Origin of the sequence: Thioclava sp. GXIMD2076 (assembly GCF_037949795.1) — a bacterium.
GTDB lineage: Bacteria > Pseudomonadota > Alphaproteobacteria > Rhodobacterales > Rhodobacteraceae > Thioclava > Thioclava kandeliae.
Genome location: NZ_CP149932.1, coordinates 2225294 through 2239476 on the forward strand (window position 1 = coordinate 2225294; position 14183 = coordinate 2239476).

Genomic DNA, 14183 nt, shown 5'->3' on the forward strand with positions numbered 1-14183 from the left:
CGCGCCTCATCAGCCTTTGAGAGAGATCCTGTGGAGAAGCCGGAAACGTTTGCTATGCGGTTCCTCGACCATAATACACAGCGAATTGATGGCTAGATGGTCATTCAAAGCGCTTTGGAACCAATCTGCCGCGGCGGACTCCAAGGTGTCGAGCTGCGTTTTCGCCAGCTTCTCGGTCAGCGTGAAATGCAGTTTGAACCGGTCCATGACATGCGCATAGCCCCAGCGTCTCAGATAGTCCCGATCAGAACTCCCGAAGCGATCCGAGCTTCGTCTTTCGATTTCCTCTTCCGAAAGAGGCCTGCGGATGTCGTTGGTTCTGCGCACGATCTCTGAGGCAAACGCGGTAATTTCTGGTTGTGGCTCAGGAATGAGGGCAAGAAACCGTCCGAGCCGAACGAGCTGTAGCGGCCCGATGCTCAGAGCGGGCAAGCTCCGGCCGAGATTTTCGCACAGTGTTACAAGGTCTTCATAGCTGACCCCGTCTTGCAGGACAAAGGGCGCACGAAGCGTTGCGTGAAACCCGTAACGTGCAGGCCGTGCAGTCACTTCCGGCGACAGACCCGCCAGCGCGGGTTGCGCGATGTCCCTGCCCGCCGCGCTGTCCCAACCCAACCATGCCGCCCCCCGTGCGTAAAACACGCCTTCGGGGACGGCATAGATCGCATAGCGCGGGACTGCCATCAGGCGTCGGGCGCTTTCGGCGTGTAGTTCAGGATCGGCGCAAGCCAGCGCTCGGCCTCGGACAGGTCCATGCCCTTACGCTGGGCATAATCCTCGACCTGATCTTTCTCGACCCGTGCAACCCCGAAATAATAGGCTTCCGGATGGCCGATATAGATCCCCGACACGGACGAACCGGGCCACATCGCATAGCTTTCGGTCAGTTCGACCCCTGTCTGAGAAGTCGCGTCCAGGAGCTTGAAAAGCGTCTCTTTTTCGGTGTGATCGGGCTGTGCCGGATAGCCCGGTGCCGGGCGGATACCGTCATATTTATCGGCAATCAGAGCGGCGTTGTCGCAGGCCTCGTCAGGAGCATAGCCCCAGAGTTCCTTGCGGACAAACTCGTGCAGGCGCTCGGCGAAGGCTTCGGCAAAACGGTCAGCCAATGCCTTCACGAGGATCGAGTTATAGTCATCATGCGCGGCCTCGAACTTCTCCGCAATCGCCTGCTCCTCGGGGCCTGCGGTCACCACGAAGCCACCCAGATAATCGGCCTTGCTGCCTTCGGGTGCGACAAAATCCGACAGCGCCACGTTGGGGCGGCCCTCGCGTTTGGTCACCTGCTGGCGCAGCGTGTGCATGGTCGCCAATTCGGTGCTGCGGTCCTCGCCGGTATAAAGACGGATGTCATCCCCCACCGTATTGGCGGGCCAGAAGCCCACAACCGCTTTGGGCGTGAACCATTTCTCGTCAATGATCTTGGCCAGCATCGCCTGTGCATCGGCAAAGAGTGCCCGCGCTGCCTCGCCCTGTTTCTCGTCTTCGAGGATCTTCGGATAGACGCCTTTCAGCTCCCAGGTCTGGAAGAAGGGCGTCCAGTCGATATAGCGGGCCAGCTCGGCCAGATCCCAGTTTTCAAAGGTCTTGGTGCCAAGGAAACTGGGCGCTTTCGGCGTGTAGTCCGCGAAATCCGCCTTGTAGGCATTGGCGCGGGCATCCGCCAATGGCAGCCGCTTCTTGGCCAGTTCGGCACGGGCGTGTTTCTCGGCCGTCTCGGCGTAATCCGCCTGAATACTCGCGACATAATCGGGTTTTTGCGTCTTGGACAGCAGTTGCGAGACCACACCTACCGCGCGCGAGGCATCAGTGACATAGATGGCCTGCCCCTTGTTATAGCGCGGATTGATCTTCACGGCGGTATGCACCTTGGAGGTGGTCGCTCCGCCGATCAGCAGCGGCAGATCCATGCCGAGCCGCTCCATCTCGGAGGCCACATGGACCATCTCGTCAAGCGAGGGCGTGATGAGCCCCGAGAGCCCGATGATATCTACCTTCTCGCGCTTGGCCGTCTCGAGGATCTTCTCGGCGGGCACCATCACGCCCAGATCGATGATCTCGTAATTGTTGCAGGCCAACACGACGCCCACGATATTCTTGCCGATATCATGCACATCGCCCTTTACGGTCGCCATCAGGACCTTACCGGCCGCCTCGCTCTCGGCAGTGCCGTTCTGGCGCTTCTCTTCTTCCATATAGGGCAAGAGCACGGCCACGGCCTGTTTCATCACACGGGCCGATTTCACCACCTGTGGCAGGAACATCTTGCCCGCGCCAAAGAGATCGCCCACCACGTTCATCCCCGCCATCAGCGGGCCTTCGATAACATGCAGAGGACGCTCGGCGCTCTGACGGGCTTCTTCGGTATCCTCGTCGATGAATTCGGTGATGCCATTGACCAGCGCATGCTCGAGGCGCTTCTCGACGCCCCATGTGCGCCACGTCATATCCTTCTCACGGCCCTTGGCACCGCCCTGACCACGATATTTCTCGGCGATCTCGAGCATGTTCTCGGTGGCCGAGCCGCCATTCGCGGGCGTGCGGTTGAGAACCACATCCTCGCAGGCCTCGCGCAGATCGGCATCGATCTGGTCATAGACCGCAAGCTGCCCCGCATTGACGATCCCCATATCCATACCGTTTTGAATGGCGTGGTAGAGGAAGACAGCGTGCATCGCCTCACGCACGGGCTCGTTGCCGCGGAAGGAGAAGGACAGGTTCGAGACGCCGCCCGAGATATGCACATGCGGGCAGGTTTCGGTGATGATCTTGGTGGCCTCGATGAAATCGACGCCGTAATTGTCGTGCTCCTCGATGCCGGTCGCCACAGCAAAGACGTTGGGATCGAAGATGATGTCTTCGGGGGCAAAGCCCACGTCCTCGGTGAGGATCTTATAGGCGCGCTGGCAGATCTCGACCTTGCGGGCACAAGTATCGGCCTGCCCCTGCTCGTCGAAGGCCATCACCACCACGGCGGCACCGTAAGCCTTGCATAGGCGCGCGTGATGGACAAAGGCCTCGACGCCCTCCTTCATCGAGATCGAGTTGACGATCGCCTTGCCCTGCACACATTTCAGACCGGCCTCGATCACCTCCCATTTGGAACTGTCGATCATGATCGGCACGCGGGCGATATCGGGCTCGGCAGCAATCAGGTTCAGGAACTCGACCATCGCGGCCTTCGAGTCGATCAGACCCTCGTCCATGTTGATGTCGATGATCTGCGCGCCGTTCTCGACTTGTTGGCGGGCCACATCCAAAGCGCTTGCATAATCGCCGGCGGTGATCAGTTTACGGAATTTGGCGGAGCCCGTGACATTGGTCCGCTCGCCCACATTGACGAAGGGAATATCCGAGGTCAGCGTGAAGGGCTCGAGCCCCGACAGGCGCATCAGGACCGCAGGCTCGGGGATTTCGCGCGGGGCGATATCCTTCACGGCTTGGGCGATGGCGCGGATATGATCAAAAGTCGAGCCGCAGCAGCCGCCCACGATATTGACAAGTCCATCACGCGCGAAGCTGGCGACCTGCTCGGCCATATGCTCGGGCGACTCGTCATACTCGCCCATCTCGTTGGGCAGACCGGCATTGGGATAGGCACAGATCAGCGTGTTGGCCACGCCAGAGAGTTCGGAGATATGCGCGCGCATCGCCTCGGCACCAAGCGCACAGTTCAGGCCGATGGTCAGCGGGCTGGCATGACGAACCGAGTTCCAGAAAGCCGTGGGCGTCTGCCCCGAGAGCGTGCGCCCCGAAAGGTCGGTGATCGTGCCGGAGATCATCACTGGCATCTCGATCCCGCGCTCGACGAAGACCTCCTCGCAGGCAAAGATCGCAGCTTTGGCGTTAAGCGTGTCGAAGATCGTTTCGATCAGAAGGATATCGACGCCGCCATCAATGAGCGCATTGATCTGCTGCGTATAGGCGATGCGCAAATCATCAAAGGTAACAGCACGGTAGCCGGGATTATTCACATCGGGGCTGATCGATGCGGTGCGGTTGGTCGGTCCAAGAGCGCCTGCGACAAATCGCTTACGGCCATCCTCGGCCTCGGCGCGATCCATCGCCTTGCGGGCCAGACGCGCGCCCTGGAAGTTCAGGTCATAGACCGCGCCTTCGAGCGCATAATCGGCCTGTGCGATCGTGGTTGACGAGAAGGTATTCGTCTCGGCGATATCGGCGCCTGCCATCGCGTATTTGTAATGGATTTCCTCGATCGCTTCGGGCAGCGTCAGGTTGAGGAGGTCGTTATTGCCCTGCTGCGGATGGCTATTGCCCTCGAGATGCGCCTCGAAAGGACCACTGCGTTCGGAGATCTGGAAATCGGGTTCCGACAGATGGAGCTTCTGGATCTGCGTGCCCATCGCCCCGTCGAGGATCAGGATACGGTCTTTGGCGGCGGATCTGATCTGGTCGAAAACGGCAGAACGGGTCATGGCTTTACGGGACACGGCTGACAGCACTCCTTTGGTTCCAGAGTGGGTTACATAGCCCGTCGCGAAATGTAAATCCAACTCATATCGGTCAAGAACTATATGAGTTGGATTCAAAAACCCCACCGCGATGGGTGGGGTCTGATATCAGCCACGATGGACGTTCTGGATGAAGCCATAGACCGGATATTCGCTGCCAAAAGCGGCTTTGGTGGATTTGACCCGCACCTCGGACCAGTCGTTCTTGGCGGAGACATCGATCACTTCCATGCCGAGCGAGACCTGATTGCGCTTCCAATTGGCGTGATCGACAAGGATCTTGCGGCTATCGACGACCTTGGACACCACGGCCACATGACCCATCGGCAGACGCTTGGTGCCCTTGAACACCATCACCGCGCCGGGTGCCGGGCTGTGGCGGCGCAGGTAGGACCCGTCGGCCTGACCCCACCAGGTGCGTGCATTGCCGCGAAGCTCGATGCCGCTTGCATTGCGGGCGAAGGGCACGCACCAGACGCGTTCGCCCTTGGCTCGCATTGCTGCCGCGATCTGCACGGCTGCGTCGCGGCGAGCCGGATCGAGGCCGATCGTTGCCTGACGATCCATCCGCGCCGAAGCAAAATTCATCGAACTCATCTGGCCCAGATCGCCTTTTGACGAGCAAGCCGCAAGAGATAGTAGGGCTGCGGCAGCAAGTGCCGGCCCACGCAAAGTGGAAAGAACGCCTGTCACGCTCGGGACCTCGACTGTTTTTTTATGGGCACGCCTAGCCGGTTCGGATCTGGCTCGGAGCACGGGAGTTTTGTGCCCAAAAACATCGTTAAGGGAAAGTGAGGAGAACCAAGCTCGGCGAAAATCTGCTCATTGTGCAAAATGTGATGGAACCGCCCTGATGCGAAAACTCAGGAATAGGACGCATGGCTTTGGTTAAATTGAGAAATCTTTCAGAAGTGACTTTTCTGCAAGGGGTGCTTGGCAAAATTGCCGCACTCCCTTGCGGGCATGGCTCTTGATGAGCGTGATCACGTTTCAAGAACGGAATGTGAACCTAAGAGAGGAAACCAAATCAATCCGGTAGTCCCTCGCGCGACAGAAGAATCGCCAGCGGGCGAAGCGTCGGCGAATGGGCGCAGGAAATCATCAGAGCCACCATGATCGGGACCGCCAGAAACATCCCCGGCAGACCCCAGACGGCTCCCCAGAACGCCAGAGAGATGATGATGCCAAAACTCGAGAGCCGCAGCGCATGTCCCATCAGCATCGGATCGATAATATTGCCGATCACGAACTGGATGCCACCCGCAATCGCGAAGACAATAAAGGCCGAGGTGAGATCGCCGGTCAGAATATAGGCTGCAAGTCCCGCAATGACGGTCGCGATGATCGAGCCGATCGAGGGAATGAAATTCAGGAAGAAGGTCAGAATCGCCACCGGCAGTGCCAGCTCCAGCCCGCCGAAGAAGAAGACCGCATAGACCGCCAGTGCCGTGGCGGCGGAGACGATGGCTTTCACCAGCAGGTAATGGTTCACCAGTTGCATGATACGCTCGACCATGGCCGCGATCCGGTCCGCCCGCGCCCCTTCACCGCCCAGAAGGCTCAGGAGCTTCGAGCGGAACCAGATCCGCTCGACAAAGAGAAAGCCCACGAACAGTGTGATCAGGATCGCGCCGGAAAGCAGCGAGGAAGCCTGCCCCGCAAGTGCTGTCAGGTAACCGCCGATCTTGATATTCTGCATATATTGCAACACCGCCTGCTCCACATCGGCCCCCATCCAGCTGAAGATCTGGGCGATGGCGCGTTGTGCGGGTTCGGTATAGGTCAGCGCGAGGGTCAGCACCTGATTGGCCTGCGCCAGAATAAAGGCCGATGCCGAAATCAAACCGGTCGCGATCAGCACCATGGCAAAGATCGAGGCCAGCCACATCGGGATTCGCACGGGCCCGATCCTGAGCCGCGCGATGGCATTGATTGCCTCGGAGGTCAGAGAAAACAGGATGATCGCGATCGCCAGCGAGATCAGCACGAAACGCGCCTGCGTCAGCAGGAACAGCATCAATACGAAGGCGATGATTCCCAGAAGAGTATTGGTCAGCTGGCGCGGTTCGCGGCGCAAACCAAGCCGCGGTTGGGGGGAGATATCGTCTGGCATGGCAATCCCGTCGGCTAGATACTGCGTGGTTCAACAGGGGTATCCCATGATCCCATTCGCTGTTTTCCCACCCTAAATTCCCGCGCATGGCAAAACAAGAACGCGTGCAGGATTGCTTTCTAAGGGCTTGAAAAAAAGAAATGACATTTTTGAAAAAACCTTCTTGCACGCCCCGTTCGTTTTAATTAGACACCCCCTCGGACAGGTGGCCGAGTGGTCGAAGGCGCACGCCTGGAAAGTGTGTAGGCGGGGAACCGTCTCGAGGGTTCGAATCCCTTCCTGTCCGCCATTAACCCCCATTTTACAGATACCTCAACTTGCCTCTCGCAAGCTCGCCGGTATTTCAGGCCGACGATGCGGTCACGGCCCGTCATGGTGAGATAGTCGGAAATACCCGGATTGTGATTGTCGAGCATAGGGGTGCCGAGCAACTTCGTAGTGGCAGTGTATTTCTCCGGATCAGCGAAAAACAATGCCTGCCGCTGGCTATGGCGGACCAGTGCAACCTGCTGCTGCCTTGAAAGATCGAATCGTGGATCTGCGGTAGATGTGTGCGGGCCTGGCGCGCGATCAGCCCTGCGCCCTATTGCTGGCGGCATGACGCCCTTCAGGATTCGCCACAGCCAAGTAAACGAGGGCTAAACAATCATCCAAACCGATTTGGAAACTGGTCTGGAGCGCACGCTCCATCTTGATCCGCATTCCTGCGAGGCAACTAGGTATGTTGCAATCTCGATCAGCGGGAGCTGCCCGCTGCAGCAAGAGGCATACCGGCTGCGCGGTTTCCTACTCACGGCTAACTTCAGGAAATCCAGCAATCACCCATTAGAGGGCGCGATAGAAAGCGTTCGGATATTTCGCATAGCAAAGTGCGACATGCGCGCTGCGCATGATACAAGGCAAAAAATTACTTGCCACATACTCAAAGGAAGGGATGGTGGGCGATGAGGGATTTGAACCCCCGACATCATCGATGTGAACGATGCGCTCTACCACTGAGCTAATCGCCCTCCGTGGCGCGGTGTTTAGCCTCCCGCGCTCGGGGGCGCAAGAGGCTATGTGAAGTTTTTCACACTTCTTTTTCGTCGTCGCCTGCACCATGGGAGGCCGGTGCGGAGCGGCGCAGTTTGAGCACCAGAACCTCGCCCTGCCCCTTGGCGTCACGCCGCGTCACGCGCAGCTTGCCCAGAGGCGGCAGGATCAGCGGCGTATCTTCGGCCAGCTGCTCGCCCAGTTCCTCGAGCAGGGCATCGAGCGCGGCTTTGACTTGTGGCTTTTTCAGCCCGCTGCGCTCGACCACGCGATCGACCAGATCCTTCTTGCGAAGCGCCAGCTGGGCCTGCGGCGGCGTCGCGGCATCGGCATCGACGGGCATCGCCGCAAGACCTTCGGCGGTTTGAGTGTCGTCTGAGGACATATCCAGAATCCTTTTCTGCCGGCCACGCTGAATCAGCACCGGCACCTTTCAGGCTAGCGGGAATTGCTGCAGTGGCAAATGGAAAAGGCGCGGGAAGCCCCGCGCCTTTCCAGCATCCGTTCAAGGTTCAGTGTGCGATGGCGCCCTGCCCCGATGTGGCCTCCGAGGCGGCCTTGGCGGCAGCGGCGGCCTCCTCGGCTTCCTCGTCCCATTCGACAGGCTCGGGCTTGCGCACCAGCGCCTGTTCCAGAACCTCGCGCACATGGGTCACGGGAATGATCTTAAGCCCTTCCTTCACATTGTCAGGAATATCGGCCAGATCCTTCTCGTTCTCCTCGGGAATGAACACGGTCTTGATGCCACCGCGCAGCGCGGCGAGAAGTTTCTCTTTCAGGCCACCGATCGGCATGGCATTCCCGCGAAGGGACACCTCACCTGTCATCGCGATATCCTTGCGGATCGGGATCTGGGTGAGCACCGAAACGATGGAGGTCACCATCGCCAGGCCGGCCGATGGGCCATCCTTCGGCGTTGCGCCATCGGGGACGTGGACGTGGATATCCCATTTCTCGAAGCGCGGCGGTTTGACCCCGATCTCCGGCGCGATCGAGCGGACATAGCTCGACGCGGCGTCGATCGATTCCTTCATCACATCGCCCAGCTTACCGGTGGTCTTCATCCGGCCCTTACCGGGCAGACGCAGCGCCTCGATATGCAGGAGATCGCCCCCCACGGAGGTCCAGGCAAGGCCGGTCACAACCCCCACCTGATCTTCCTTCTCGGCGAGTCCGTAACGGAATTTCTTCACGCCCAGATACTCTTCCAGTTTGGCGCTATCGACATCGATATGCTTGGTCTGGCCTTTGGACTTGATGATCTCGGTCACGGCTTTACGCGCCACCTTGGCCATCTCGCGCTCGAGGCTACGAACACCGGCCTCGCGCGTATAGTAACGCACGATATCGGTGATCGCCTCATCCTCGATCTCGAACTCGGATTTCTTCAGCCCGTGCGCCTTCACCTGCTTGGGCAGAAGGTGACGTTTGGAAATCTCGAGTTTCTCGTCCTCGGTATAGCCCGACAGCGAGATGATCTCCATCCGGTCCAGAAGCGGGCCCGGCATGTTGTAGCTATTGGCCGTAGTCAGGAACATGACATCCGAGAGGTCATATTCGACCTCCAGATAATGGTCCACGAAGGTGCCGTTCTGTTCGGGATCGAGCACCTCGAGCATGGCCGAGGCCGGATCGCCACGGAAGTCCTGACCCATCTTGTCGATTTCATCGAGCAGGATGAGCGGGTTCGTGGTTTTCGCCTTTTTGAGCGCCTGGATGATCTTGCCCGGCATGGAGCCAATATAGGTCCGGCGGTGACCGCGGATCTCGGATTCGTCGCGCACACCACCAAGGCTGATGCGGATGAACTCACGCCCCGTCGCCTTGGCAACCGAGCGGCCCAGCGAGGTTTTGCCCACGCCCGGAGGGCCGACAAGGCACATGATCGGGCCTTTCAGCTTGGCCGAACGCGCCTGCACCGCGAGATACTCGACGATGCGCTCCTTGACCTTCTCCAGACCGTAATGATCGGCATTCAGGATGTCCTCGGCACGGCCAAGATCCTTCTTGACGCGCGATTTGGTGCCCCATGGGATCGAGAGCATCCAGTCGAGATAGTTGCGCACAACGGTCGCCTCGGCCGACATCGGGCTCATGTTCTTGAGCTTCTTGACCTCGGCATCAGCCTTCTCGCTCGCCTCTTTCGAGAGCTTGGTATTGGCGATCTTCTCTTCCAGCTCGGCGATCTCGTTCTGACCCTCCTCGCCGTCACCCAGCTCCTTCTGAATGGCCTTCATCTGCTCATTCAGGTAGTATTCGCGCTGGGTCTTCTCCATCTGGTTCTTGACGCGGGTCTTGATCTTTTTCTCGACCTGCAGAACCGAGACCTCGCCCTGCATCAGACCATAGACTTTTTCTAGGCGCGCCGAGATGTCGAGCGTCTCCAGAAGCTCCTGCTTGCGCCCGACCTCAAGGCCTAGATGACCTGAAACAAGGTCTGCCAGTTCGGCAGGCTCATGCGTGTCGGAGACAGCCGTCAGCGCCTCCTCGGGGATGTTCTTCTTGATCTTGGCATAACGCTCGAACTCTTCGGCGACCGAGCCAAGAAGCGCGGAGATCGTCTCCTCATCGCCGCGCACTTCCTCAAGCGCCTCGGCATGGACTTCGAAGAATTCTTCGTTCTCGACGAATTCGGTGATCCGCACGCGCGTTTTACCCTCGACGAGCACCTTTACGGTGCCATCGGGCAGCTTGAGGAGCTGGAGCACATTTGCCAGAACGCCGATGCGGAAGATGCCATCGGTATCGGGTTCGTCGACGCTGGGATCGACTTGGCTGGCCAGAAGGATCTGACGATCTTCGGCCATCACCTCTTCCAGCGCACGCACCGATTTTTCACGGCCCACAAACAGCGGCACGATCATATGCGGGAACACAACGATATCGCGCAGCGGCAGGACCGGATGGGTTTGCGAGGAGATTTCGGTCATGGTCATTCCTTATATGGCGAAAGAGCACCGGCCCCGGATAGGCAGCCCCGTCTCTTCCCTAGTCCAGCAATAGATAGGCGGCGTCCCGTGCCGGTTCAACCACCTCTGCGTTACGCAAATGTTACGCCACCCATACGCGGATGGCGATATATGGAACGCATCGGGGCGAAGATTATTTCACCACCGCGCCCGCAACAATATTGCCAATTACTAAATTACATGGTAATTATAATTCATAAATACGCTCCCCGCAGGAAATCTGAAAGGACCGACAGAATGACCCCGCAGCGCCTCCATAACCGGCAAAGCCAACGCATGGCACCGCGCAGCATGGCGGTCGCCAAGGTCCTTCCGCAGCAGCAGCAGCCTCAAGGATGGTGGATCCTGCCGGGCGCGGCTCTGGGCCTTGCAGCCTATTCGCTTGCAGCTCTCGTGCTCTGGCATCTCGCCTGACCTGCGCTCAGAGCGGCAGGACGATCTCGGCCTGAAGGCCGCCAAGCGACTCGCTTTTGCGCAGATTCAGCGAGCCTCCATGCGCGCGCACGATGTCGGACGCAATCGACAGCCCCAGCCCGACGCCCTGCCCCAGATCCTGATTGCGCGCGGGATCGAGTCGCGTGAAGGGCCGCAAGGCCTCCTCGCGGCGTTCGGGCGGAATGCCCGGCCCCGGATCCTCCACCGAAATCTTCAGCACTTTCCCGCCTAGCGTCACCGTAACCTCGGCCTGCCCGCCATAGCGCAGCGCATTGCCGATGAGGTTGTCCAGCGCGCGGCGGATCGCTTCGCTGCGCAGTTTCACGATCACCTCGCCATCGGGTGGACAATTGCCCAGAATGACCGGCTTGCCGCTACGCTGTGCATATTGCACCGCATCGCGCACCAGAGCGCCGATATCTGTATCATCCGGCGCAGAAGCCTGTGCCTGATTGCGCGAGAATTCGAGAAACGCATCGATCAGCCGTCCCATCTCGGCCACATCCATCTCCATATCCTCGATATCCTTGGCATCCTCCTCGTTCCGCGGCAGCATCGACAATCCGAGCCTGAGCCGTGTCAAGGGCGTGCGCAGGTCATGGCTGATCGCCGAGAGCATCATGGTCCGCTGCTCGATATGGCGCTCGATCCGGTTGCGCATATCCAGAAAGGCCGCGCCCGCCGAGCGGACCTCGGTGGCCCCCGATATCCTGTAGGGCACTGATTGCACGCGCCCGAACGCCTCGGCCATCATCGACAGATGCCGGATCGGCTTGAGCTGGTTGCGCAGGAAAAGATAGGCGATGACGCTCATCAGAAGCCCCACCACCATCATCAGCACCAGAAGCTGGTGTGGATTGGACGCCGAGGCCCGCCCGCGCGCGAAGTCGATTTTCATCAGACCTTTATCGGTCATTACCCAGAGAACGACCCGATCCCCGTCGGTCAGGTCGATGGCCTGCACCGGACGCACCAGCTGATGGAGCACATCCATGACCACGAGCCCTGTCAGGTCATAGAACCGCCGGTGATCGCCACGGGTCTCGTCAAGCACGGCCGGCAGATCGGTCCGGATCTGTAGCGGTTTTCCAAGCGCCGACAGCTTCGTCTGCGCCTCCCCCAGATCGACCGCGTCATCAACGGTATCGATCATGAGATCGATCTCGAGCAGCATCGACCCCGTCATCTGCTCTGTCACCCGCTCGAAGTGGCGCTGGATGAATACGACAGAGACGACCAGCTGGATCGTCACGATCGGCAGCAGGAGGATAAGGGCGCCGCGACCATAAAGCCCGCGCGGCATCAGTTGTTTCAGCCAGTGGAATTTCATGGCAGAACCGTAACGAGGCCCTGTGGAAAGGAAAAGTCACGATGCACATGTCAGATGAAAATTCCGCGCCAAGTCAGCGTCGCGGGCAGATTTCCCTGCCCGATGGAATCCGGCATGTGCTGGCCCCGAACCCCTCGCCGATGACCCATCAGGGTACCAACAGCTATATCCTCGGCCGAGGCGATGTGGCGGTCGTCGATCCGGGACCGATGGAGGCAAGCCATCTGGCCGCACTCCAGTCTTGCCTCGCGCCGGGGGAGCGGATCGCAGCCGTGCTGGTGACGCATTCCCATGTCGATCACAGTGCCTCCGCCCGCGCCCTCGCCGTTGCACATAACGCCCCGGTCTATGGCTTCGGCGGGGTCACCGCAGGGCGCAGCGCGCTAATGGAACAGCTGGCCGAGGAGGGGCATCTGGGCGGCGGCGAAGGGGTGGATCATGGATTTACCCCTGATATCACCCTCGCTGATGGCGACTGTCTGGATTTGGGCGGGATGTCTGTATCCGCACATCATACACCGGGCCATTTCGGCAACCATCTGAGCTTTGAGATTGGCGATACGGTGCTGACCGGCGATATCGTGATGGGCTGGACTTCTACCGTCATCTCGCCTCCCGATGGGGATCTCGGATCGTATTTCCGCGCCCTCGACAGGCTGCAGGCCTGCAAGGCCACGCTTTTCCTGCCCGGTCATGGCGATCCGGTGCGCGAGCCTGCAAAACGGATTGACGATCTGCGCGCGCACCGGCTTGCTCGTCATGCACAGATCCTCAATGTGCTCGCAGGCGGTCCTGCCTCGGCTCAGGGCATTGCCATGCAGGTCTATGGCGATCTGCCGCCGCGTGTGATGGCCGCAGCAACCCGTAACTGCCTCGCCCATCTTATTGACATGATGGAAAAAGATCAGGTTTCCGTTGACGGTGTCATCACCGATCGGGCAATTTTCGGGCTGCGATGATTTTCTGCCAAAAAAACGTCATTTAGGCTCTTGCATGCCCGAAAACCCGTCGCTATACAGCGCCACATGTTCCGGCGTAGCTCAGCGGTAGAGCAGTTGACTGTTAATCAATTGGTCGTAGGTTCGATCCCTACCGCCGGAGCCAACATCCTTTCCCCGATCGGGGATGTTGGTGAACATGACCGAGAGAGGGAGCCAGTTCCGGCGTAGCTCAGCGGTAGAGCAGTTGACTGTTAATCAATTGGTCGTAGGTTCGATCCCTACCGCCGGAGCCACATTTACAGACATTTGCGTTACAGTCGTTCAAAACGGTTTGAAAAGCACGTCTCCTTTGGTTTTAAAACCCGAGTGCCACCGCGCCGTAAATGACTGCCGCAGCGCCCATCTGGACCGGACGCAGGCGCGCAAAATAGAGCGGCGCCTCGCCGCGGCGTGCCGCGATCGGATCGATCAATGCGATCGCCGCGTAGCCAAGACACAGCATCCAGAGTGAAACGGAGAGCGGTGCAAGAAGGCTCGCAAGCCCCCACAGGAAATAGACCAGCATCGTCAGCAGCTGGACAGCTCTGACCCCGCCCGGCGTGCGGAAACTGAGCCCCCTGCGGACACCTGCCAGAAAAAGCAGAATCGCACTGCCCCAGACCGCAGTTGCCGCGGCGCAGACCCCCTGCCATGCTCCGGGCAAAAAGAACATCCCCAGCATACCTAGTGCCATCGGCATAACCGGAAGCCAGCCGAAAACTTCTCCATCGAACGGTATTCCCGCTGTTTCCCGAATGGTAAAGCTACGCTGCGTTTGTGTCATGGGAACTCTCCTCAGGATCATGGCCGGTCACTGGGAAAAGCTTTGCTTTGGCAAGCGGTTCCACGAAA

Annotated in this window: 10 protein-coding genes and 4 tRNA genes; 5 read left to right on the forward strand and 9 right to left on the reverse strand. The window is 59.3% G+C overall.

Annotation, left to right across the window (positions count from 1 at the left end):
• Positions 1 to 9: 9 nt before the first annotated feature.
• The 4 genes from WDB91_RS10955 to WDB91_RS10970 all read right to left on the reverse strand — a co-directional run bounded on the left by WDB91_RS10955 (position 10) and on the right by WDB91_RS10970 (position 6585).
• Positions 10 to 684, reverse strand: a complete 675-nt coding sequence (locus WDB91_RS10955) for a DUF1045 domain-containing protein (protein WP_339112598.1) — start codon at positions 682 to 684, stop codon at positions 10 to 12.
• A complete protein-coding gene (gene metH / locus WDB91_RS10960; RefSeq protein WP_339114510.1) occupies positions 684 to 4436 on the reverse strand; it encodes a methionine synthase in 3753 nt (1250 codons plus the stop codon). Before metH ends, WDB91_RS10955 begins: the two co-directional genes overlap by 1 nt.
• A gap of 144 nt (positions 4437 to 4580) precedes the next feature.
• Positions 4581 to 5069: a CHAP domain-containing protein gene (locus WDB91_RS10965; RefSeq protein ID WP_339112599.1), complete on the reverse strand. Its 489-nt coding sequence runs from the start codon at positions 5067 to 5069 to the stop codon at positions 4581 to 4583.
• A gap of 430 nt (positions 5070 to 5499) precedes the next feature.
• Complete coding sequence (locus WDB91_RS10970) at positions 5500 to 6585, reverse strand: AI-2E family transporter (RefSeq protein WP_339112600.1); 1086 nt, start codon at positions 6583 to 6585, stop codon at positions 5500 to 5502.
• A gap of 199 nt (positions 6586 to 6784) precedes the next feature.
• On the opposite strand from WDB91_RS10970, the gene WDB91_RS10975 reads away from it, so the two are divergent.
• A tRNA-Ser gene (locus tag WDB91_RS10975) sits at positions 6785 to 6874 on the forward strand.
• A gap of 646 nt (positions 6875 to 7520) precedes the next feature.
• On the opposite strand, the gene WDB91_RS10980 is transcribed toward WDB91_RS10975, so the two are convergent.
• The 3 genes from WDB91_RS10980 to lon all read right to left on the reverse strand — a co-directional run bounded on the left by WDB91_RS10980 (position 7521) and on the right by lon (position 10547).
• Positions 7521 to 7595: transfer RNA gene (locus WDB91_RS10980), tRNA-Val, on the reverse strand.
• Positions 7596 to 7654: 59 nt separating this feature from the next.
• Entirely contained in the window at positions 7655 to 8002 is a 348-nt protein-coding gene (locus tag WDB91_RS10985; protein WP_339112601.1) for an HU family DNA-binding protein, read from the reverse strand.
• A gap of 127 nt (positions 8003 to 8129) precedes the next feature.
• Positions 8130 to 10547, reverse strand: a complete 2418-nt coding sequence (lon, locus tag WDB91_RS10990; RefSeq protein ID WP_339112602.1) for an endopeptidase La — start codon at positions 10545 to 10547, stop codon at positions 8130 to 8132.
• Positions 10548 to 10823: 276 nt separating this feature from the next.
• On the opposite strand from lon, the gene WDB91_RS10995 reads away from it, so the two are divergent.
• Positions 10824 to 11000, forward strand: coding sequence for a hypothetical protein (locus tag WDB91_RS10995; RefSeq protein WP_339112603.1), 177 nt, complete (start codon positions 10824 to 10826; stop codon positions 10998 to 11000).
• 7 nt (positions 11001 to 11007) lie between these two features.
• Here WDB91_RS10995 and WDB91_RS11000 read toward each other — a convergent pair whose 3' ends face one another.
• Positions 11008 to 12351: an ATP-binding protein gene (locus WDB91_RS11000; protein WP_339112604.1), complete on the reverse strand. Its 1344-nt coding sequence runs from the start codon at positions 12349 to 12351 to the stop codon at positions 11008 to 11010.
• Positions 12352 to 12392: 41 nt separating this feature from the next.
• Between WDB91_RS11000 and WDB91_RS11005 the strand changes: the two genes are divergently transcribed.
• The 3 genes from WDB91_RS11005 (at position 12393) to WDB91_RS11015 (ending at position 13585) form a co-directional block, all read left to right on the forward strand.
• Entirely contained in the window at positions 12393 to 13310 is a 918-nt protein-coding gene (locus WDB91_RS11005) for an MBL fold metallo-hydrolase (RefSeq protein ID WP_339112605.1), read from the forward strand.
• Between the two features lie 70 nt (positions 13311 to 13380).
• Positions 13381 to 13455: transfer RNA gene (locus WDB91_RS11010), tRNA-Asn, on the forward strand.
• 55 nt (positions 13456 to 13510) lie between these two features.
• A tRNA-Asn gene (locus tag WDB91_RS11015) sits at positions 13511 to 13585 on the forward strand.
• Between the two features lie 62 nt (positions 13586 to 13647).
• Here WDB91_RS11015 and WDB91_RS11020 read toward each other — a convergent pair.
• On the reverse strand, positions 13648 to 14115 hold the full coding sequence (locus WDB91_RS11020) for a DUF3429 domain-containing protein (RefSeq protein ID WP_339112606.1): 468 nt from the start codon (positions 14113 to 14115) through the stop codon (positions 13648 to 13650).
• Between the last annotated feature and the right edge of the window lie 68 nt (positions 14116 to 14183).